The organism is Luteolibacter sp. AS25, assembly GCF_046736275.1.
In the GTDB taxonomy this organism is placed as follows: domain Bacteria; phylum Verrucomicrobiota; class Verrucomicrobiia; order Verrucomicrobiales; family Akkermansiaceae; genus Luteolibacter.
On the sequence record NZ_CP151837.1, the window covers coordinates 2,568,281 to 2,591,254 of the forward strand.

General features: G+C 50.5%; 17 protein-coding genes and 1 pseudogene. 2 read left to right on the forward strand and 16 right to left on the reverse strand.

Annotated elements, in window-relative coordinates:
* Positions 1-55 precede the first annotated feature (55 nt).
* The 5 genes from AAGA79_RS11900 to AAGA79_RS11920 all read right to left on the reverse strand — a co-directional run bounded on the left by AAGA79_RS11900 (position 56) and on the right by AAGA79_RS11920 (position 5,828).
* Positions 56-1,579 (reverse strand): UDP-N-acetylmuramoyl-L-alanyl-D-glutamate--2,6-diaminopimelate ligase, encoded by a 1,524-nt coding sequence (locus AAGA79_RS11900; RefSeq protein WP_411826029.1) that lies wholly within the window; start codon positions 1,577-1,579, stop codon positions 56-58.
* Positions 1,580-1,601: 22 nt separating this feature from the next.
* Entirely contained in the window at positions 1,602-3,461 is a 1,860-nt protein-coding gene (locus AAGA79_RS11905; RefSeq protein WP_411826030.1) for a peptidoglycan D,D-transpeptidase FtsI family protein, read from the reverse strand.
* A gap of 53 nt (positions 3,462-3,514) precedes the next feature.
* Positions 3,515-3,817 (reverse strand): hypothetical protein, encoded by a 303-nt coding sequence (locus AAGA79_RS11910; protein WP_411826031.1) that lies wholly within the window; start codon positions 3,815-3,817, stop codon positions 3,515-3,517.
* Positions 3,818-3,883: 66 nt separating this feature from the next.
* Complete coding sequence (gene rsmH / locus AAGA79_RS11915; protein ID WP_411828234.1) at positions 3,884-4,837, reverse strand: 16S rRNA (cytosine(1402)-N(4))-methyltransferase RsmH; 954 nt, start codon at positions 4,835-4,837, stop codon at positions 3,884-3,886.
* A gap of 652 nt (positions 4,838-5,489) precedes the next feature.
* Positions 5,490-5,828 carry a hypothetical protein gene (locus tag AAGA79_RS11920; protein WP_411826032.1) on the reverse strand — a complete coding sequence of 113 codons (339 nt, stop codon included), beginning with the start codon at positions 5,826-5,828 and terminating at the stop codon, positions 5,490-5,492.
* Between the two features lie 542 nt (positions 5,829-6,370).
* On the opposite strand from AAGA79_RS11920, the gene trkA reads away from it, so the two are divergent.
* A complete protein-coding gene (gene trkA / locus AAGA79_RS11925) occupies positions 6,371-7,717 on the forward strand; it encodes a Trk system potassium transporter TrkA (protein WP_411826033.1) in 1,347 nt (448 codons plus the stop codon).
* Between the two features lie 16 nt (positions 7,718-7,733).
* Positions 7,734-9,224, forward strand: a complete 1,491-nt coding sequence (locus AAGA79_RS11930) for a TrkH family potassium uptake protein (RefSeq protein WP_411826034.1) — start codon at positions 7,734-7,736, stop codon at positions 9,222-9,224.
* A 104-nt stretch (positions 9,225-9,328) separates the two neighbouring features.
* Here the strand turns inward: AAGA79_RS11930 and AAGA79_RS11935 are convergent, their stop codons facing one another.
* From AAGA79_RS11935 to AAGA79_RS11985, 11 genes and pseudogenes are all read right to left on the reverse strand, one after another.
* Complete coding sequence (locus AAGA79_RS11935) at positions 9,329-11,362, reverse strand: HAD family hydrolase (RefSeq protein WP_411826035.1); 2,034 nt, start codon at positions 11,360-11,362, stop codon at positions 9,329-9,331.
* A 127-nt stretch (positions 11,363-11,489) separates the two neighbouring features.
* Complete coding sequence (locus tag AAGA79_RS11940; protein ID WP_411826036.1) at positions 11,490-12,869, reverse strand: sugar transferase; 1,380 nt, start codon at positions 12,867-12,869, stop codon at positions 11,490-11,492.
* Between the two features lie 646 nt (positions 12,870-13,515).
* A complete protein-coding gene (locus AAGA79_RS11945; protein WP_411826037.1) occupies positions 13,516-14,340 on the reverse strand; it encodes a WecB/TagA/CpsF family glycosyltransferase in 825 nt (274 codons plus the stop codon).
* A gap of 76 nt (positions 14,341-14,416) precedes the next feature.
* Positions 14,417-14,509, reverse strand: a pseudogene (locus tag AAGA79_RS11950) (IS5/IS1182 family transposase); the annotation flags it as partial.
* A 487-nt stretch (positions 14,510-14,996) separates the two neighbouring features.
* A complete protein-coding gene (locus AAGA79_RS11955) occupies positions 14,997-15,806 on the reverse strand; it encodes a glycosyltransferase family 2 protein (protein ID WP_411826038.1) in 810 nt (269 codons plus the stop codon).
* Between the two features lie 135 nt (positions 15,807-15,941).
* Complete coding sequence (locus AAGA79_RS11960; RefSeq protein WP_411826039.1) at positions 15,942-16,526, reverse strand: putative colanic acid biosynthesis acetyltransferase; 585 nt, start codon at positions 16,524-16,526, stop codon at positions 15,942-15,944.
* On the reverse strand, positions 16,523-17,923 hold the full coding sequence (locus AAGA79_RS11965; protein ID WP_411826040.1) for a Coenzyme F420 hydrogenase/dehydrogenase, beta subunit C-terminal domain: 1,401 nt from the start codon (positions 17,921-17,923) through the stop codon (positions 16,523-16,525). Before AAGA79_RS11965 ends, AAGA79_RS11960 begins: the two co-directional genes overlap by 4 nt.
* Positions 17,924-17,973: 50 nt before the next feature.
* Entirely contained in the window at positions 17,974-19,110 is a 1,137-nt protein-coding gene (locus AAGA79_RS11970) for a polysaccharide pyruvyl transferase family protein (RefSeq protein WP_411826041.1), read from the reverse strand.
* Entirely contained in the window at positions 19,107-20,372 is a 1,266-nt protein-coding gene (locus AAGA79_RS11975) for a glycosyltransferase (protein WP_411826042.1), read from the reverse strand. The genes AAGA79_RS11970 and AAGA79_RS11975 overlap by 4 nt, the downstream gene beginning before the upstream one ends.
* On the reverse strand, positions 20,369-21,538 hold the full coding sequence (locus AAGA79_RS11980) for a glycosyltransferase (RefSeq protein WP_411826043.1): 1,170 nt from the start codon (positions 21,536-21,538) through the stop codon (positions 20,369-20,371). The genes AAGA79_RS11975 and AAGA79_RS11980 overlap by 4 nt, the downstream gene beginning before the upstream one ends.
* Complete coding sequence (locus tag AAGA79_RS11985; RefSeq protein ID WP_411826044.1) at positions 21,535-22,971, reverse strand: hypothetical protein; 1,437 nt, start codon at positions 22,969-22,971, stop codon at positions 21,535-21,537. Before AAGA79_RS11985 ends, AAGA79_RS11980 begins: the two co-directional genes overlap by 4 nt.
* Between the last annotated feature and the right edge of the window lie 3 nt (positions 22,972-22,974).

Sequence of the window (22,974 nt, forward strand, 5' to 3'; positions counted from 1 at the left end):
GGTGGGTTGAGTTCAATCGATAGGACTAGGGTGGTAGGTAAAAGATTCAGTTATTTTAGAAACGCTCCGGAGGATTCGCCCGGAGTTCGGCGATATCCGCCGCACGTTTGCGGAGGGCTTTGTCAGCTTTTTTGCGATCATCGAAGTCGATCGAGCGATCTGCAAATTGCTGGTAGGCTTCATGACCTTTGCCAGCGATGAGAATGATATCTCCGGAAAGGGATTCCTCGATGGCGGCATTGATTGCAGCCTCACGGTCGACGATCGAAGCGGTAACAGTCCGGGTGGGCACACCTTTTTCGATGTCCTTGATAATTTTCTCGGGATCCTCTGATCGCGGATTATCGGAGGTGATGATGACGATATCGCTGTGGCGTGCGGCCGCGGCACCCATTAGCGGGCGCTTGGCTGTGTCGCGGTCTCCACCACAGCCGAAGACAGTGATGAGGCGGCGCGGATCAAGTTCCTTCAGAGTGCGGCAAGCATTCTCAAGAGCATCTGGAGTATGCGCGTAATCCACGTAAACTGTAGCACCACCGGCGTTTCCTACGTTTTCCATACGTCCCGGAACTTGCGGCGAATTTGTAAGGGTCGCGATTGCGTGGCGGGGCTTGATGCCGCAGGCGGAGGCCGCAGTGATCGCGCCGAGGAGATTGTAGGCGTTGAAACGACCAATCAGCGGGGCGCGCACCAGGAATGATTTACCTTTCGCGGTAAGCTCGAAGCTCATTCCATCCCGTTTCTGCTGGAAATTGTTTGCACGGAAATCCGCATGTACGTTGAAGCCGAAGGTGATAACCGGCATCTTTCCTTTCAGCGCGGCGACCAGCTCACGGCCTTGGGCATCATCGGTATTCACTACCGCCGCTGGCTTCTTGCCATTCGGGTTCGCTGCAAGTTGGTGGAACCACTCCGCCTTCGCAGCCATGTATTTCTCGATCGTGCCGTGGTAGTCGAGATGATCCTGGGAAAGGTTAGTGAACACCGCCGCATCGAAGGCGATATTAAAAACGCGCTTCTGATGGATGCCATGTGAAGATACCTCCATCGCTGCACCACGGCAGGCATTGTCGCGGAATTTCGCAAGAATCCCGTTCAGTTCAATCGAACCCGGGGTCGTGTGAGTGGCTGTCGTTTGGGTTTCCCCATCGTCCACTAGAATAGTTCCAAGCAGACCAGCGCGGTGCCACTCGGTCTTCATAATGTGATGAAGAATAAAAGCAGTGGTGGTTTTGCCATTGGTTCCAGTGATACCAGCCAAGCGAAGATTTCCTGCAGGCTCCTCATTGAAGACAGCCGAAAGGATAGCGAGGGCCTCGCGGCTATCGGGAACGTGAATCCAGGTGATTTCGGAAGGAAGATCGGAAGGAGGCGCGGTTTCCGCCAGGATTACCGGCGATTTCGCTTCAATGACATCGTGAATGAACTTGTGCCCGTCAATGCTGGTGCCACGGATCGCACCGAACAGAATACCTTCTCCAGCCTTTCTGGAATCTGCGGTAAGTTCTTGAATTTCCACGTCCAGCGGGCCGGAAGTGGTAGCGTGTTTGAGCGGGGATATGAGCGTGCGTAGGAGCATTGGTTCGGGAAATGGCGTGGATCTAGCGATTGACGATGGTTTTGTCGTCGATTGGCTCGGTCTGCGGGAGATTCATGTGGGCTGCAAGCCGTTTCGCAATATTTGAGTAGATTGGCGCTGCGATGGTGCCTCCGTAGTGGGAAACCTCAGTGGTGGTGGGTGCGTCCACGACCACGTAGCAGACGAAAGCTGGATCATCGGCAGGCATGAAACCGGCGAAGGAGACGATGTAGGTGTTTTTAAAGTAACCTTTTGTTTCCGGGTTGAACTTGTAGGCAGTCCCGGTCTTTCCACAGTTTTTGTAACCGGGAACACAGGATTGGGTAGCAGTGCCGCCCGGAAGGGTAACCTTATGCAGCGCCGACCGCATTTTCTTCGCGGTAGACTCGGAAATCACGCGTTTACGGATCTTGGTGCCAAAATGTTCGATCACGGTCCCGTCATTCGCGATGAGCTCTTTCACGATTCTTGGCTCAACCAGGTTCCCACCACCTGCAATCACGGAGTATGCGGTGGCCATTTGAATCGGAGTCACTCCGATGTAATACCCGTAGGCAGCCCGGGAGAAATCGATAGGAAGTGTGGGCACTGTGGCAGATCCCGGATTTTCGCCACTCAGGAGGATCCCACTGCGCTCTCCGAAGCCGAAGTTATGAACGTACTCGTAGAAGCGTTTTACTCCGAGCTGCTTGGCAAGCTTCCAGCAACCCACGTTGTTTGATTTCTGAAGGATCTGCTCCACCGAAAGCTGACCGCCTGAATGGCTATCGGTAACTGTGAAACGGTTTTCCTGAAGAACGTGCGGGCAATTTATGATCGTGTTCGGGGTAACAAGCCCCTCCTCCAGCGCTGCAGCTGTGGCAATAATCTTAATGGTGGAGCCGGGCTCATACTTCGCTTGGATCGCGTAGTTGAAGGACGCTTCCTGAAGGTTTTTTTTATGATTGAGATCGAAGTCCGGCCGGGAAGCCATCGCCAGAATTTCTCCGGTCTTCGGATCCATGACGATGACAGCGCCTTTCTTCGAACCGTATTTCTTTAGACCGGCATCAAGCTCCTCGGCGACAATCGCCTGCATACTCAGATCGATGGTGAGTTTCACATTCAGGCCAGCACGAGGCGGCAGAAGGCTATTTTCTTCTCCAGGAACGACCAAGCCACGCGAATCACGCTGATGTTCGCGGCGGCCATCACGGCCGGCAAGGTATTCCTCCACCGCGGATTCGATCCCGAAGCGACCTTTCATTGTACGCACGGTTTTCCCTTCAGGAGTTTTCTCCTCCACCTCACCTGTGAATCCGGTAATGTGCACAGCTAATTCCGGATTCGTATACCAACGCTTGATTGAGTTCTCGAATTCGATTCCTTGGATGTAATTATCATCAACCGTTTGGCGGAGCTTTTCGGCCTCATCGTCTGCGATTTCCTTTTTGATTGCGAACCAGGTCGCTCTTGATTTTTCGATCTTATCGCGCAGCTCATCTCTTCTCATGCCGAGTGGGCGGGCTAGCTCCCCGATTGCGAGCGCCATGTGCTTTTTCACGATCGAGTCCGGAGTCTCACTGCTGAGAATTCCGCCACGCACCTGATGGATACGGCGGATACGGTCCTCCTCGCTGGCGGCTTTCCAGCCGGGCTCCTGGGAGGCCTTGCGATAGGCCAGGCCGAACGCGGCCAGTTTCGGATCCAGAAGATGATTCTTATCCACGTAGATCGAGGAAACCGGGACGCTTTTTGCGATCGGTTGCTCATTTCGGTCCACTATCATTCCACGGATGGCGGGAATGATTTCAGTGCGATGGTAGGCCTTCGCAGAGGATTCCGCATACCGCTGCCTGTCAACTAGCTGAATCTGAACAAGCCGCGCTGAAAGAGCACTCAACAAGGTTACGAGAACCAGGCAGAGTACTATGCAACGGGTTTGGAAAGCGCGATTCACAAGCTGGAATTAATAGAGGCGACGGCGGTATTCGACTGGGCTTCGATGTTTTCGGAAACACCGGGTGGGATTGGCACAAGTTCGGTGCCTTCCTCGGCGAGAGTATCGCGGATGGCGAAGAGATTGAGAATCTGGTCGCTGCGCATCTGCACGGTGCGGATGTCCAGCTTGTGGCGTTCAATGCGGCGCTCTACCGCGTCGATTTCACGTGCCGTCTGGATCTGGCAGTTCCGGAAATACACGTAGCTCACCCCTCCTACTGCGCCAATGGCTCCAGCAAGGATGAGTGCGAAAATCATGATCGAGCAAATTTTTGATGGGGATGCTTGGCGGCGGCGGTTCATGGATTCGGATGGATTGGTTGGTTAAGCTCCTAAAAGCTGAGCGACCCGTAGCTTTGCGCTACGGGCTCTTGGGTTCGTTGATGTCTCTTCGCTCGATGGCGCAATTGCTTTTCTCGAAATCAGTTTGTATTGGCAGTCAGGGTTTGTCCGGGCTTCCGGCCATGTCGGATCATCAATATATGGTTGCGAGTGTTTCCTTAAAAATTGTTTCACCATCCTGTCTTCAAGGCTGTGAAAGGTGATAATCAGAAGTCTCCCTCCTGGTTTCAGAATTCCGGAGGCGGATTCAAGAATCGAGGCGAGCGATTCAAGCTCTTGGTTGATTGCCATCCGGATGCCCTGGAAAGATTTGGTAGCAGGATGGGTCTTTCCGGAGCGACCGATCGCCTTCTCGATGCAATTGGCTAGTTCAAGAGTTGTTTCAAAAGGCTTTGATTCGCGCTGCTTGACGATGGCTGCGGCGATTCTGCGGGATTTCCTTTCTTCACCGTAAGTGTAGATGGCATCGGCGATTTCATCTTCCGCCCATGTATTTACCAACTCGGCAGCCGTCATGAGCGCGTTCGGCCCCATGCGCATATCGAGTGGCCCCTCACGCATGAAAGAAAATCCACGCTCCGCGGAATCCAGCTGACGGGATGAAACCCCGAGATCAAGAAGAAGACCGTCCGCGAGTTCGCCGTTCTGAATATCCGGGCAGTTCGGAATTTCCGAATAATTGCCATGGAAGGTAGAGAAATTCGGAGCGTATTGCTCCAGGCGTCTTGTCGCATGTGCCAGAGCTTCCGGATCACGATCAACACCGAGCACTCTTGCCCCGGATTTCAGAAGAAGCTCGGAATGTCCGCCTCCTCCCAGTGTCCCATCAATTACGAACTTTCCCGGCGCTGCAGCCATCATCTCGATGACTTCCTCGGAAAGAACGGGGATATGATATCCCTCTGGAGAAAAGGTTTCGGACTCCGAAGCCGACAACCAGCCAGGAACGGCTTCGGAATCCGATAAAGCAAAATCCTGTGCTGTCCCGAGCGCAGAATCTTGTGAGTGTTTGGAAAAATTTACCGGTGCGCCCGCTGACAACCAGCCAGGAGCAGCAGAACGCACCGGATTAAATAGCGAATGAAGCTCTGTCCCGAGAGACTTCACACGCCCAGCCAAAAAGCCTGAGAAAAGGGAAAACGGACGCCGCGCCGACAACCAGCCAGGAGCAGCAAGGGCGTCCGTTAAATCAAAATCCTGCGCTGTCCCGAGCGCAGAATTCTGTGAGTGTTTGGAAAAATTTACCGGTGCGCCCGCTGACAACCAGCCAGGAGCAGCAGAGCGCACCGGATTAAATAGCGAATGAAGCTCTGTCCCGAGAGACTTCATACGCCCAGCCAGAAAGCTTGGAGAAAAGGAAAACGGACGCCGTGCTGACAACCAGCCAGGAGCAGCGGCGACGTCCGTTGTATCAAAACGCTGTGCTGTCCCGAGCGCAGCGTTTTGTGAGTATTTGGAAAATGAACCCAACTCCTGCGAGCAAACGAACACGCCGGAAGCCGCCGTGAGGTGGACCGTTTTGTTCGTAGGAGTTGGAGGGTTGAACAGCATGCTGTCAGTAGGTGTGGGAAAAGTGAGTGGGAAAGTTTTAGAAAATTGCGAGATCGTCGTCGTCTTCTTCGACAGCGATAAGACCGTGGAGTCTTTCGTATTCGGCGCGGTTCCAGATTTCGAAATGGCTATCACCGGCACAGAGAGTGACTTCCGTGTCAGGACCGACATTTGCGAATGCTGCGAGGTCTTTCGGGATCAGAAGCTTGCCTTGCTCATTGACGCTCACTTCACGAAGCAGGCGGACGAGTTTGGTTTTCTTAATCGCCTGCTCCTTTGGAGACTCGACGTGATCCTTGATTTGCTGAACGCGAAATTCGAAGGCCTCGTTCGTGAGGACTTTGAGAATCGGCACACCGTCAGATTTGGAAGGCATAAGGTTGAAAACCTCACCCGCCGCCGGACGCCAAGCAGGCACGACATTAACTCGATTCTTCGAGTCAGTCTTGTAAGGGAAGGAGCCCTTGTATGCTTGGAATTGGGGAATCATTAGCGTGCAGACTATCGCGTCAACACCCGTAAGATACACTTCAGTACACTGAGCGAACAAGAATAAAGTGAAAACCCCCAAATATTATCGCTAAGCTACTGTTTTTAAGCACTTTACAGGATCAAATCGCATATCACCGAGGGCTGCAAGGTTCAGTTTTTAGAAGTTTTTCTAAAAACTTTTAGCTAAATTATGGGAATTTTTAGCCAGTTTTTCCTCCTGTGTACGGAAAATCCAAGAAAAGGCCCCCAAGTGTACGATTGTGAATCGTTCCCGAGTGTACTTGCTATCCGAGAACACTCCGCCGGAAAGCCGCTAACGATCCAATATCTAGTGGATCAACCGTCAGGAGCTGTAAAAGGTTGGGATTGCGACAGCTGTAGAATCGCGGTAGTACCGGAGCTGCTTTCGAGCGCTTTTCCTCATTTATGAACATCATCATCGTCGGAGCCGGAGAAATCGGTCGTCACCTGGCATCCTGCCTCACCAGAGAATCTCATAGGATCTCGTTGATTGAGTCGGACAAGACTCTTGCTGCAGAGCTCGAGGCCACATTGGATGCGAAGGTAATCCATGGTGACGGCACCAGTGTTACCGACCTGGCGGATGCCGATGTGGGAGAATGCGATCTGTTCCTTTCCATGTCTTCCTCCAATACAGTCAACATGATGGCTGCCTCGATGGCGAAAAGCATGGGCGTGGCGAAAGTCGTAAGCAGAGTACACCCCAGTCTCCAGCGCGAGGAGTGGCTTTTCGATTTCCGCGGCCACTTCGGCCTGGACCACATCTTCAGCTCGGAGCGTCTTGCAGCCATCGAGTTGGCGAAGTTTGTCAGGAATCCTGACTCGCTGGTCGTCGAGGAACTTGCGCGCGGCAGAATCGAGCTACAGCAGGTAAAAGTCGGCCCCGAATCGAAAATCGCCACTAGTACCCTCCGTGAGATCAACGCACCTGAAGGTATCCGCGTGGCCATGATCTCCCGTGGAGAAAAATCCTTCGTCCCAATCGCAGACTCACGGATTGAAAGGGATGACATCGTCACCATTTTCGGAGAGCCCAGAAAACTGAGGGACTTCGCGGAAAAGCTTCAGGGGAAACACAAGGGCAACAAACTACGCGTCGTCATCTTCGGCGGGAACGAGTATGGCTTCTCACTGGCACAAATGCTTGAAAGCCTGGACTGCACGGTTCGTGTATTCGAGCGGGATCCGGAAATCTGCAAAGGACTAGCCGATAGACTCACAAACGCCATTATCATCAACGCGGATGCGACAGTGGTTGCGGAACTGGAGGAAGAGCAAATCGGCGAGGCGGATTTCTTTATCAGCACAAGTACGGATGACGAGGACAACGTCATGTCTTGCCTTCAGGCCCACACTCTTGGTGTAAAAAACTGCCTCACCCTCATCCACCGCGCGGATTACGCGGCAGCGATTTCAGCCAGCGGACACCACTTCGGCATCCGCGCGGCAATCAGTCCCCGTGAGGCCACCCGACGTGAAATCCAGAGATTTATCACATCCACTTCCTATACGGTTCTCAAGAGATTTGCCGGAGTGGACCTGGTGGAGCTTCGCATCGGGAAGGGATCCATCGCTGCCGGCCATATGGTGAAGGAAATCAAATGGCCGAGCGGAGTCGTCCTGGTAGGAAAATTACGCGGACTACACGCGGACGTTCCGGGCCCGAACGAAGTGCTTCTGGGTGACGACCACCTCTACGCCATGGTCTCCAAAGAAGCTAAAAAAGCTTTCCTCAAGCTCCTGGAAGCCTGAAGCAAATCAGCTACCTATGAACTTCTACCTGATCACGAGAATTCTCGGACTACTGCTCGTGCTCGAAGCGGCCACGATGGCACTTTGTGGTGTTTTCGCTACATTCGATATCATCGAAGGCGATACGGAAGCAGCGAAGATGCTGTTTCTTTCCGCAGCTATCACCGGAGGCTTCGCCCTGCTTTTCACTGTTCCCGGCATTACAAAGACAAAACACGATACTGTCCCGAAACGTGAGGCCATAGTCATTGTGGGTCTAGGGTGGATTCTCTGCAGTATATTCGGTGGACTCCCCTACCTTCTCTGCCCGCCATACATGAGTCCGGCAGGTGCTTTTTTTGAATCCGCCTCGGGCTTCACCACCACCGGTTCATCCGTAATGATCGTGATCGAACAATGGCCGCGTGGAATCCTTTTATGGCGTGCAGTCACCCAACTTTTGGGCGGCATCGGAATCCTCGTACTGTTTGTGGCACTGCTGTCATATATAGGCGTTTCCTCGAAATCACTCTTTCAGAACGAATCATCTTTCCGAAACGGAGACCTTGGCCTCGCCCGTATCCAGGATACCGCCACTATGCTTTTGAGGCTCTACCTCGGCCTGGTGGTCATCTGCTTGCTAGGCCTAAAAGTGATGGGACTTACGTGGTTCAATGCCACCTGCCACGCATTTACCACGATCTCAACGGGTGGGCTTAGTCCCCACTCGCAGAGTATCGGCTATTATTCGGAGTGGGGAAATTCCTGGCTTATCGAGCTTTGGCTCATCATTTTCATGGCACTCGGCAGCCTGAACTTCTTGCTCTTTATCGTCGCTCTCAGGAAAAACTATCGCCGCCTACTAAAGGAAGAGGACGCCAAGTGGTTTCTCGGGCTGTGCGGATTAGTGATCATTCTCATCACCTGCGGCCGCACCTATAACGACGGTATTTCGATTTTCAGCAGTCTTCGGGACAGCGCTTTCATCGTTATCAGCATCGCCTCTACCACTGGTTTCGGCACTTCCGACTACGATCAATGGCCGACATGGGCGAAGGTTCTTATCGCCTGCCTGATGCTTATGGGTGGCTGCTCCGGTTCGACGGCTGGTGGCTTCAAAGTCGGGCGTCTGATTGTATTCGCAAAATCAGCAAGAAACGAAGTCATCAAGACCTTCCGTCCCAGCCAGGTCTTCCGCGTGGTGGTCAATGGCAACCCAATCGACGACGCAAACCGTGCGCGGATCATGTTTTTCTTGGTCCTATACCTAATGATCGCCATCGGTGCTACCGCTGTGGTCGGATTCCTAGAGGCAGGTACTGGCATCAGTCTTGAAAGCTGCGCCGGCACCGTGCTCGCCACCATTTCCAGCATAGGCCCGGGTTTCGATGCCGTAGGTCCCACCAAAAACTTTGCAGAGCTTCGGGAGCCAACAAAGGTTTTCCTTGGCTGGATCATGATTCTGGGCCGTCTGGAGCTTTTCGCACTCCTTGTTCTCTTCGTCCCGAGCCTTTGGAGAAAATACTAGGGCGGAATTGGGAAGCTCAGTTCCGTATAAATGAGCAAAATAATACCCGTTCAACCATAAGGCCAAACGGGTATTTCCGGAGCAATCCAACTACCAACAAAAATCTACAGTCGCATTCGCGTCTTTCTCAGCTGAATGAAGCGCTTCAGCTTTTGCTTCATGTTCAGGACTTCCTCACGGCTTATCGCTCCGGAGGCTACACGCTTCAGGTTTATCCGAGGGTCCAGGCTAAGCAACACTCTGGCGGCAGGCCCGCTGCGAACGTATGAGCCGCGATACCATTGGGTGAATTGCCCCCGTGAATTCTCAGAACCGAAGAGAAACTTCAAAGCATCCATGGATTTAAAAGGCGGAGCAAATTGCCTTAAATTGCTCTCTTCCTGATCACCACAATAGTCCAGATCACCCAGCACCTCCGAGATTCCAGAATCTCCGTTTTCAAGTATTTCAATCAAGATCGGCGAAATCCCGAAATAACAGAGTTCCAGGTTCGGATTTTCCTTCAGCGCCCCGCTCAATTTTTTCGCAAATTCTCTGATTCCCCTCATATAGCTATCCACTCCCCAGCCATCCTTGTGACTTGGCGGTTCCTTTAAAATCGGTTCATAGCCCCCCTCTTCGTTGACCTTATACCCGAGGGTCGTTCCATGCTCGCATTGAAGTAAAAGTTCAAGCACCGGTCCTATGCCCGGCCTAGTGGACGGATACATGAACGCAGGAACCTTCCTGTTTTCGGGAAATGTATTGGAGCTAAAATGAGTGACCGCCAAATAATGGGAGGTGATCGCGATGTCCGGCTTCCTGCTTTTCACAATTTTGTAAACCGCATCCTGCAGAGTCCCTCGCCACCCGATATCCACGAAAGCGATTCTTCCACCGGAAAACAAACCTTCTTGCTCGAAGTATCCCAGAACCATTTCCCTATCCTCCTGCGCACGCCGCTCGATCTCAGCCTTTAGCTCGATCTTCTTTAAAAGCGAATCCTGAAGCCCCGCAATCAACACGGGAGTCAATCGTTGGTCGTGTCCATGGGCCCCTAGCGCATCAACCAGATCAGCTTCGAGATACGTGGAAAAAGTAGAAACCGGAATTTTCAAACGTTTCGCCACCCGCTCGAAGGTAATCACGTTGTCCATTTCCTGAAAAATCCACTCAAACGACTTTGAATTCAGTCGGAAAAGTGAAGCGAAGTAGGTGGATTGCCGCGACAAATAGAGGTACCTGATTTCAATCGCCAGCCCTAACTCGGTAATGATTTCTTCTGCTATGATCTTCAGTAGATACCCGTCCCGGGCCAGAAAATATACTCTTTCGATTCCCTCGGATATCGCTTGAAGAAGGAGGTTGTGGACAAATCCGTAGAAAAGCGGGCCGGTATATGATCCTCCGAGGTGATAAGAAGGCGTCTCGGCAAAACCTTCCAACCTCACCTGTTTGCTGGCGCCTGCCACAACCTGCTGGAACAAATTTCCATCATCCCGGAAATAGCTCCGCTCGATCGAATTCAGATGTGACTTTTCGTAGTAAACCGAACGCAAACCGGAGCGCTCAGCCATCAGGCAATCAATATGGAAATTATCGCCAGTGTGAGTCAGGTCTTTTGGCGCAATTTTCTCCTCCCTACAAACATCACCGAAGAGAACTCCATCGAATTTCCGCGTCCTTGTCTCAGAGGAGAGATAGAATGGAAGGCCAGTCAGCCTTGGATCCGCCTTTTCCAACATGGATGTGATCGTCTCCCGGCATAGATACATATCGGAAATCAGGATGACTGTTTCACCCCCGTCCAGCAGCTCGAAAACCCGCTGGATATTTTCAGGTATACCGTAACAGTTTTCAATCTCCAGCGAGTCTTCCAGACTCTTGATCTGCGAGAGAACCTCATCCCCTATCTCCGGATAATCGCGCCCTATAGCTTCATAAATCTCATCCAGCGTGATCTCCTGATGCTCCGAAGATTCGTGGGCTGCCTCTTGAGCGTGTATTCTGATCGAGCAGAAATCATCTAGAAAATAACATGGCAAATTATAGTCCGCCTGCTCCCGGAAACGTTCCCGCATCGCGGCGTGAATTCCCCTATCCGTCGCGAATTTCCGAGAAACGAGCGTATCGAATATATCGAATGAATGATAACCCATGTCCGAATTGATGTTTTAGAAAATCCCCGCGATTGCCTTCTCCGGGACCTAGCACTCAGAGGCCCAACTCCGCGCCAAAATTCTTTTTCGCTGAGAACCGATTCTGGCCAGAGCCTAACCCAAGCACCTAGTAGGCGGTCTTCGGAGGTCGGATCATCGAGACACTCGTCAGGGCCACGATGACCACATCCAAGACGATATGCCAATGGGTGACGTAAAAGCTGTCCAGCCGTGCGCGATTTCTGAGATCGAGCGGTTTGTTCACCTCACCACGGAAGCCTTTCACCTGCGCCAATCCTGTCACGCCAGGCTTCACATAGCGTCTCACGCCATATCTTTCGAAGAATTCGCAGAACTCATCATCATGGGATGCGAGGTGAGGTCTTGGCCCCACAACACTCATATCTCCGAGGAGGACATTCAAAAACTGCGGAATCTCATCAATACTGCTTTTCCGGAGGAAACCTCCACCCTTGAAAACCCTGCTGTCTGCTTTGCTCACCTGGCAGGCCTCATCACCGTTTGCCGGGTGCAGACTGCGGAACTTGAACACCTGAAACGGAATTCCATTTCTGCCAACTCGTTTCTGCCTGAAGAACAGCGGCCCCGGTGAGTGGAGGCGATGGATGATAGCCACCACAACACATAGCGGAACAAACAAGGTAAGAATGACCAATAAACTGAACACCACGTCGAAAATCCGTTTCAATACCTGGTTTGAGGTATTCTCCAATGGCTCGTTCGGGGGCGATAGGACATCCAGGCAGCCCACCCGCTGCAAATCAAAGTGCCGACCATAGGAACGCGTGATCTCCAATGGCAGCCAACAACGAAATCCCTGCCGGTCTCCCAAACGCATCAAATGTATCACCGTATCATTGGGAAGATGCCGCGGAGGCATCACCAGGAGATCAATCGGATGCTTCTTGAGCTGCAATGCATACTCCTTCCAACTTTTTTCATTTCCATCTGTTTTCTCCACATGGACCACTTCCACCATGGAATTGATACTTTTCACCTCAGGGAGAATGGAATGACACCAGTCTTTCGGCCCCAAGACGAGAGTTCTTAGTTTCAGCTTTGAAAATTGCTTGGAGCAGAAGGAAGAGAACCATTGTGTCAGATAGCGGTTCTGAATGTGAAGAGCTATCAATGAAACCACCGAGAACACGCCCAGAAAAAGGCGGGACATCCGCAAGTCGCGGGAAAATACAATAACGAGGGCAATCACTCCCACCATCCAGATCCATTGCCGTCTCGTCACCGCCGAGGAACAACGTTTAAGACGGCCTGCCGTAGGCCTCAGCCATCCCGGCCGGGTAAAGCCCTCAAGAATTAGTGCACCCACAACGATAAACGCACATTCAAAATATGCGGTCAGATAAGTTGTCTGCTCGTGGTAAATTCTGACCACAGCCAGCACTGTGATCCAATAAAGTATAAATATAGCTAGTATTTGGGTAGCCAGCAGAATTTGGTAAAAACCTTTTTCTCGTTCTGAGATCACGTTGTTGGGGGGGTGGTTGGGGGTGAAAAGACCTATGAGATTTACTATAATCTCAAACAGGCCAGCACCATAAACCAGCATACCCAAATTCACTCAAACACGTAATATCTTTTGATACCTAAGTATATAACCGTAAGTATAATCTACTTAGCATATCTTACATTTCAATAGTGCGAAAACTTTTTGATCTTCCGGCGGATAATCGCCGAGCGAAAGGCGCTCCTCACCCGATCAATGGCGAAGGCGAAAATAACACCAAACTGTCCACCCCCAATACCCCATAAAACGTCATACCAGTCAAAAACTCTATTTGGAAGAACCACTTGGACCAGTTCCATTAGGAGCACCATTCCGGACATTCCTAGCAGATACCAAAGAAAATTCCGTAATTCCTGGCGTTGCGAGCAATTCCAAAATCCGACGACCAAGCCGAGCAGAAACATCCCGAAGCCAGTCCTCGACGTGGTATTCTCATCGGCCCATGCCGTCACGAATTCCGGCAACCAGGATATACTTCTCATCCTAGGATCGGGAGTCCAACTCAGGAACATGAGTAAACAGATCACTCCTACTGCAAGCACAGGAAAAACAGATATTTTCCCGGCTTTCCCTTGCATATATTTCTTATAAAACATTTCTATCGCGTTTATACAGCCCCACTCTTCGTGGATCGCGGCTCTTCCTCATGGAATAATTTTTCCCTTTGTTGCCAGAGTAGACGTGGGAATTCGAATGTCGCTTTCCAATACCTCGGTAGAAATACCCCCGGAGACTCACAGATCCTGAAGAGCCATCCTAGGTACATTCTGTCTGCCCAAGTTGGTATCTTTGCTTGGCTGCCGGTAAAAAACGAAATCGCTCCGCCCGTGCATAATATCACGGGCCCGTTCTTTCGCGCTCCCTCTGGACCTAGGCTGCCGCTAAGACTCCGGACATAGTATCCAAGCTTTTCCTGCTTCCCGCCGCCGATGCACATCACCACCCAGTCCGGTAGCGTGCTTTTCATTTTCTCCGCCAAATTACTGTCCTGGTAATCCTCGTCTTCTCGATAAAATGGAGCTTCGTAGAAACTGAGTTGATGCAAGCTGAACCCTTGAGTGGCTAGGTATAATTGTATCCTCAGAGTTTCAGCGACCGAGGGAACCACGAATAAAATCCTCCGTTCATGGAAAGGTATTGCCCGGTCTTTTTCTACTCCTATCAGACGCTGTAGTATCTGCAGGCCGGAGATTCTAGGCAGCTGCTTCCGTAGAAAAATCCGTAAAATTAGGGCAATGTATCCCCCATCCACTACCGCGAAGTCGGATGATTGATATGCCACCTTCAAAAATTCATCGGTCCTGATCTCCGCCAGTGACGGAGCGGAGGGAACTGTAAATAAGCCGCCATGTTTATCTGCTGTTGCCAGGAGTTCCGTCGTATTTCTGTTCCAGAAGTGAATTCCGAGGAAGGTTTTGGTCTGAGGTTTCATTTAGTGCTGAGTTCAAGTTCACGAATTTTGCAATACTCCTGTGTGAAACAGGACGTCATCAAGGTGGCAAAGGCGAATCAGCACCGGTTCCAGAGGTCAGATGAAGTTTCACGGGATGCTTCCTAGCATCAACGGTGGCGTGAAGTTTTGTGTTCATGCCACCTTTCGTTCAATCTAGGAGCCGGTCCGCTCCATCCTTTCTCCCGCCCTCGCCGGCGGCGGGCACTTCACAAAAACGAAGCATCCATACGCCTCAGTGTGCCTGACGGCCGGAGGCACGTCACTACCGCTTTGAAAAACTCCTTCCGGACGCCTTTCGAGCACCATCTCCGGCAGGCGGATTGGACCTTTTTCAGTTCGGGTAACACTTCGGCAAAAGCCTCCAATGTTAGCCGGATTTCATCAGTTAGAGCAAAGCCTCACGATGTGCGCGGAGCACCCGGGGCAGTCTACAGTATCTCGTGGTGTCGGTTTTTTGGAAATCCCGTTAGCTTATTTTTTTAGGCCCAGCCACTGGGAGTCCGACAAGATCTGCTGATCAGCTTACACATCCATACGGGGAAGTGTGGACCAAACTAGAACCTTTGTTAAGCAGGTGTTCAACTTCTGAAGACACGCCCTAAAAATGTTTTGGTATCCACTTAAAACAATTAATTTTAGGTTTCATCCTTTAGTTCCTTTATCTTGATTTGAATAAGAAATTCATAGTAGGCCATATTCACGCAGTAGATCAGGCCCGGCATCCCTTCCAAAAATCCGAGATTGATGACGTAAGCATGGAGAAAACGAAGAAGTGGCCAACCAGGTAGCTGGCTCAGCCATGACTTCAACGCGGGATTCCTCTCGCTCCCGTGTTTGGAAAAGCACTGCCTGAACGGCGGTTTTTTACCACCCCTTGCAATGGACTCCTGTGTTGAATATCGGTTGTGGCGATCAATCCAAAGGCTCCATCCTTTTGAGAACCCATAGTGAATATATGGCTCCTGAATATACTCGATTTTACCCGAAACCTCTGATTCTTTTTGCCCGTGCCCGAAGTCGCTAAAACGCGCCCTACCCTTTCGCATCAGACGGAATTGCCATTTTGGAAAATTGTCACAGCGCTTTAGCCAAACTCCGTAGAGCATCATCTTCCAGCAGCAATAAAAACCCGCCACATCGTCTGCGGAATTTTCTACTGCTTCAAAGATCTCCTTTTTGAACGCGTCAGAAACATGCTCGTCGGCATCTAAGAACAAAATCCACTCATATTTGATCTCCAAGTGGTCTAGCGCATGGTTTCTCTGCTGCCCGAAAGAACGAAACGGATTGGAAGAAACAACGGCTCCGTTGGCCCGTGCAATTTCAATTGTCGCATCAGTGCTGCCTGAATCCAAAACGTGGACATCATCTGACCATGAAACCGTTTTCAAACAGCTAGGAAGATCAAGCTCCTCGTTTTTTGTAAGTATGATAATCGAAATCATTTCCTCGTCTGTATGTTAAAATTTTACCTCAAAAACAGCACTGCCTATATTAGATCCTTAGGCGTTTCAGGGTAACGAACCCACCCAACAATCGTTGTTTCCAGCGTATAAAAACAGACGATTCCGGCTACCTACCTAAGAAGCTGCGCGCATTACCCGTTCTTTGATCGGCTTACAGGGATGCCCAGCGCAGACCATCCACTCCGGCATATCTTTGGTCACTACTGACCGTGCCCCGATGACTGCACCCTCTCCTATCGTCACACTCGGACCTATAAAGGAATCTGCTGCCACCCATGACCTAGCCCCGATAGATATCGGACATAAAATAAGACGATTACTAGGATCGCAGTAATCATGGCTTGAAGCACAGATATATGTTTTTTGGGAAACTGTCGCATTTTCGCCCACAAAAACAGCCCCTTGATTGTAGCAATCTACATCTGACCCCAAGCAGGAAAAAGCTCTCATCGTTAAGTTCCAAGGAGCCCAGATCTGGACTGAACCGTGTATCATACAGGTCCAATCAACATCCGCACCAAAGAGTCGTAAGATCAATACCCGCCATTTACGGAAGATACGAAGCGAGAAGGGCCTAAACAAAAATAGCCAAACCACTTTCCAAACCATCCGTGTTATCTGAACACGGATAGGGAACTTGTGCCTTACATCCGTAGTCTTGGGTAGACTTTCTGTGAGATCCGAATGTTCCATCTTCATGATTTTTTCATCTTACCAATCCTCAACAAAACATAAGAAGTCTGCTTCCTAAGGATACGTGGAAGTGAACTGAAAATCTCCATCGCTCGCAAAATTTTCAGCCGAATCTGTAACTTCCGTTTGTAGAATTGGTAATCGTCGCGTTCCAAAGCATCGGCAAACGCCACGCGGGACAGCTCCGTGATGTGTGAGCGCATCCTGTAAACCATACTCCGTATTATCGGCACCTTGAACTCATTTGCAGACACCCGCTTGACCGGATGCCACACACCAGCCTTTTCAAAAGCAGTCACCCGCTGCGAGAGCCCTTCTCTACGTTGCCGAAAACCACCAGCTTGGGCATCAACAGCTTCCTTTTCAGAAAGCGGACTAAGCGACACCCGTCCCTCCGCGGTAGCCTCGTTTAGAATTCGGGAGATTGCCTCATTCCGCACAACCAACATGTTGTTACCTCCCGAATCCACCTCAAAGCGAGGCAACCAAGCATCACCAATAGTCAGATCGGCAGTCTCCCCTACGACATCGTCGCAAAAGTTACATGCATTCAACATCAACGCACCTTGGTTAAACTTACCACCAACAATTTCCGCCGAGTCTTTCAAAACTTCAGCACCGTCGGCAAATGCAGTGAAAGCGTAGGCTCTCGCCGGGATATTCTCACCTTTAGTCCGATAGCGAATTCCCCTAAAGTCTTTGGGCTCAATCCCGCAACCCCAGCCGAGCGACAGCGACCAATTCATGCTTTTCAAATGTCCGCAAACCAAGGCCACCGTAAACGCGATCGAATCTCGGATTCGAGGGTCAATAATCTGAAGACGGCGTATCGATTTCACCACACAAGGAAGTCCTATGAAAAGAAAGCGCTTCTCTGGGTACTTTTCTAATTTTTTTAGAACCTCAGAGTATTCGATCACGTGATATTTTGTCCTAGAGGCACTTAAAATATCCTCTTGGGAAAGGCTCATCGAGTAATTGGAAAACGGACCTTCTCCTTCTTCGCGTACTCGATCCTTCACATGAATGACACCGTCGATCATACCGCGCTTTAAAAGCTCCGATCCTATCCAAGTCCCGAACCCTCCAGAAGTTCCACCACTACGGAAACCCTCTTCCACCACATGACCTCCTAGAACTTCACGGTAGTAGCCGATCTTGTTGCTATGATTCGGATTCTCTTTTTTGAGAAACTCTTCCCCTAAACGATCTTCGTTAAACTCTTCGTTCAGGAACGGACAAACAAATCCGGCCTTATCCAGAAGTTCATCCTTCGGCAAACTACTCGTATCTGGAGTGTACTCGCCAAAGCGATTCATCTTCATATCAAGAGAGGCCACATAAGCACATCCGCCACAGCCGATGCAGTAATTTCCTTCTACTATGTCTTTAATAGTTTTCACTATAATTTTTTCACTAAAAAAAAATTCCGACTATCTCCCATATCCGTCAATCAGACTCGGGCTCTCTCTAGCTCCGCAGACAGGAAATCCCGCCCTATTTGGCGCATACCTGAAACCTTCGCATTAACCGCGTCCCAATCGATATCCTTCTCAGCAATGGCAAGGCACTCCCATATATCTCCAGCGGTCACCAGACGGTCACTGAGTCCTACCTTTTCCAGCAGATTTTCAAGACGCCCGCTCAGCTTCGCCTTTGCGCCAGGAAGTCGTGCTGCAATAAATGGCCGATTCATCAGAATGCTGAAAACCGTACCATGAAATGAATTCGTGATAACAAATTTCGAATCAGCCAGTTCCTGTAACCATTCTGTGGGGCCTCCTTCGATCCCCTCGCCAAAGTCTTTCCAACGTCGATAAGGATTCCATGCAGAGCGGACCGGCACCCCGAGCTTTCCTGATAAAGCATCGCACATCGGATGAATATCCTGACTGCTACGTAGGATATATGCAAAAATATGATCCTTCTTTGGCGTTCCCTCACCAATAAGAGCCTTATAATCATCTACTAGGAACGTCGGGTCCGGAACACAAACAGGAGTGTATTCGATTAGCTCGTTCACCAGCTCCACTGCGCTTTCCTCACGCACAGAGATCCCATCCAGCCCCCGGAGCAAAACCGTAACTTCATCCCGGTAACGGGCGTCCAGAGATCCCGATCCGAAGCTAGGCGCATATGAAACTTTTCGCTTTGCCGTCGATTCGAACCCCAGGAAATAGGCCGGATCGATCCCAAACTGATCCGAAGGGTTCCAGATCTGATCACTCCCGCATATCAAAACTTCAAAACCATCCGCTAACTTGGGGACCTCCTCTATCGTCGTTACGGCTTCCCCGACAACTCCAAGATTCTTTTTCTGAAAAGAATCAATTCCCCTTCTAGTTTTTTCCGAAGTCAGCAATTTCTGCATCACCCCTGAAACCGCCATGTAGGCCACCTTGAGATTAGAGACGGCCGCTTGCTTCGAAAGTCCGATTCGTATTTTACCACCCCCTTCAACATGCGCGGGCTGGTAATTTACGAACTCAGCCTCATGCCCTAAACTCCGCAAATACTCGCGTAGACCATAGGCTTGAAGCAAAGCTCCAAAATTGTCTGAAAAGTGAAAAGTCAGGATCCCTATCTTCATAAAATATCGTTTGTTTCGCGTTTCTCGGAAAGAGTCGAAAGCAGCCGCAACGCTGCCATTTGAACATTATATAGCTGCTTGAATACCTCGGTAGCCCTTGCGGAGAAGAGAGTTTTTTCTTCCAACTTCATCGTGCACCACCGCTCCAAACTCCCTTTGATAGGCACAAGCGCATCGTCCATCACAATACCCCCGCCACTCTGCTCAATTTCCCGCCAGATGTTGACCTTGTTTGATATCATCACCGGTTTGCCACAAGCCAAAGCCTCAACCACTGCTATCCCAAAATTCTCTTGGTGGCTGGGTAGCACGAAGGCTTCACTTCCGTAGAAAGCTCCCCACTTGGCATCCCCACTCAGCATACCCGGAAAATGGATTCGTGGAGCTAAATCACTGGAGGGCAACAATTCTTCAGCCAGCACTCTCATTTCGCTGGCATAGTCCGAGTCCAGTGGACCGGCTATAACCAGATCGGGCAGCCTATCTATCTCCAACTCCTGCTTTCCTGCATCCGCCAGTGTAGCATAAGCACGAATCAAAAGATCGACCCCTTTCTTGGGATGGATTCGGCTCAGAAAAAGCAAATACGGCTGCTCACCCAACTCAGGACATCTATCGGAAAATGCAGTCCCCATCAAAGGATTGAACGCCGGAGGTTCATCCACCCCCAGCCCGATCACAAATCCCTCTTTCGGCTTGTAAGGTCGAAAGTATTCGGCAGCCAGTCTCAGCTCTTCCTCACAGGTAAATAGGACAGCGGACGCTTCATTGACTACCTTGTGCTCAATCAATTTCCAGTAAACCCAGTTCCGCAAAGCCTTCAGACGCCGCGATGGATCACGCTGGAAATACGGATCCAGCATCCCGTGCGGCATTACGAAACATCGAGGAATTTGTGTTGTAGCTGATGGCCCCTGCTTGAGCTTACCAAGCGCCTTGCGTACTGCGTAACTATGGTAAAGCCAAAGGCCATGGATGATGACAACATCAAAACGAGAAAGGTTCTCGACCAGCCACGGCACTAACTGCGGAGAATACGACCAAGGTCCTCGTTTAGGCCCAAGCTTGTGAATCGGGAACAAGTCCTCTTCCAGCTCGGCTACCTCTGAGCTATCAAGACATACGACTTCAGAACCAAAAACGTCCACCTGTTCAAACCCCTTAATCATCGTTCTAACGGCCTGGCAGACACCACCCATTGTTGGGTCCATGCTCGCCAAAACGTGAAGAACAAGAGGTTTATAAGCTGGTTGATCAATCATACCTGATCCTCTTCTAGAATAGCCTGATAAATTTCCTCAAACCGATCATGCGTTTTTCTTTGGGAAAAACCTTGGGTATGAGTGATACCATCGCGACACCAAACTTCGCGAGCCTCTCCCTCCAACTGACATGCCTTCTCAACTGTCGCAGCGCAGGCAGCAGCCCAATCCTCAGCACCTTCCCGCGGCATTTTGGGTAAGAGGTAGGCAAATTCACCCGCAACTTCCGTCATCGGTGCCTCATCCGTCGTCACCACCGGACATCCAGAAGCCATCGCCTCTGCAATTGGCCATCCGAAACCCTCAGCCAGTGACGGAAAAAGAAAGACTTTTGCTCCCGCGTAAGCGTATCTGATGGTCTCGTCAGAAGCTCCGGAAACGAAATGAATTTCCTCACGATAACAGGAAGCTTCGCGACACTCTCGTAAACGCTCGGATGGGGGTTCACCGATGAGCAACAGCGGTATCTTTCGCTCATGTGCTTGGCGCCAGGCATTGTAGAGAAGTATCACCCCAATTCGGTTCTTATACCATTGATTACCCCCTACATGTAGCAGGTAGCCCTCATTCAATTGAAGATCCGTTTCCTTTGCCAAGGCAGCCCGCGCAGCAATTGCATCCAGAGGTTGAAACCGCGGGTTCACACCATTGTAAACCATCTCAGATCGCTTGGGTTGATCGATAAGAAACCCTTCTAGATCCAGCTGCGTCTTTCCCGAAACAGAAATAAAATTCTTAGCTTTAGAAAAACCACGGCGAATTAAATCCTGATAGATTTTCCCGCTCCGCCCAGTAGGATTTTCAGGGAACTCACCAAGGGCAGAACGCAAAGCCATGAAATCGTGCACATGCACCACGTGCGGTAAAAACGTAAAATGTGGCACCCACATTCCCAATGCCTGATCTGCCACAACAATTAAGGAATCAGCCGGCAACCCCTCAAGACGCTTCTTTAGTATCCAAGGAAAAATCACAAATTGATCGATATAACCCAGCCACTTTCCAACCGATTTAGGGATACCACCTATCTTCCCGAAAAACGACTCCGACGTCCAATATTGCACCGAGTGCCCACGATTCTCCATTCCCTCTCCGATCATTCGGGCAAACCGAGGCATACTCGTCGATTGAAGACTCTTAGGATGAGTTATCAGAATGAGTTTCATGATTTACTCTTTTGAAGTGATCGTTTTCTAAGGTTTGAAAACCGCTTTTTCGGCCTCGCCGGAGGCGCAGAGAACGCCAATGTAGCCATCAGTAAGCCGCCTATCATTGTACAAAACCCCAAAGAAGAAGGCTGAGACCATCCTCCTTGAGAGACGGAAAGAAATCCAAAGCTAAGTAGCAACCATGGCAGCAGGTCCCCTTCGACCAATTTCCTGTAACAACCCACCGTTATTTCAGCAGTCAGAACCACCCGACAGACAATCAGGGAGATTCCCAAAATCGGTCCCAACTCACCCACCACCCTTCCCCACTCACCTTCAGCAACAAGGAACTGCTTTTCTCCACTAAGAAACATAGCTCCTACGTTCGTTCCCATCCCTTGGCCCATCCCAAAAAAAGGATTTTCCAATGAGCTAGTGACGGCACTGACCAACCCCCCAAGAAACCGTCTACCCAGAGTGCCACTCAATCCTCCTTCGTGTTTTCCGGCCAATTCAAATCTAGACGTAAAGGCTCCAGTTGCGGTCTCCCAGAAGGGCGTCAAACTCAGAATTCCAATAGCCATCGTGACCCCCACAATCCCCAGAATGAATGGCCCAACGAACTTTGGGCGGCGTGAGATCGCCAGCCCGGTGAATATCAAAGTCAGCGCCACTTGAAAGAAAAGTGCTCGACTAATCGACAGCGGTATCGCTGCAAGAAACGCGACCGTCGCAAGTGCCAACAGCGGCTTGGACACCGTCTTCAGGTTCAGCCAAAAGTAGAATAGAAATGGGCAAACCAAACAGTAATACAGAGAGTTGCCATTGGTGAATGAGAACGTACCAGGCGGCCGATAGAAACCCGCAGAACCGGAAAAACCTGCTCCTGAAGTATCTCCACCCACTCCTCGGTTTACCCAAGCGGACTGCGGACTAAAAAACTGCAATGCGATAAGCACCGTCATAGGAATTGTGATCCAGAGCAAAGCCTTTCCAATCAAGAGCACATCCCGCCGGGTGAAAACTCTCTTTATCACAAACATTAGCGGGAAATGGAAAAGCAGAATACGTGCACCAAAAAACGCCACCGTAAAATTGCCGTGGCCCAAGTATAAAGCCGTATAGATCCCTACAATGCCAATGACACCCATCGTGATTATGTATCCATTGAGAACCAATAGTCCCCGATTGAAAGCCAAGCCCAAAAGTAAAATAGCCAGCGGATCCCGGACAACTAACAGCGGTGTGGCCAGCGAAGGTAAAACCCATTTCCGCAGAGCTCCCTCGAAAATCAACAGTAAGAAGTAAGCCCAAATTCCTAACTTCAAGTCCTTGTTATTAGCATACCAAGGAGACGCAGGTTTAGCCTTCGGTAGCTTCGCTCTTTTAACTAGTCGCCTCGATACAGCAGGTGCGGGAAGATCACTTACGGGATTAGGTTGAGAGGACATACC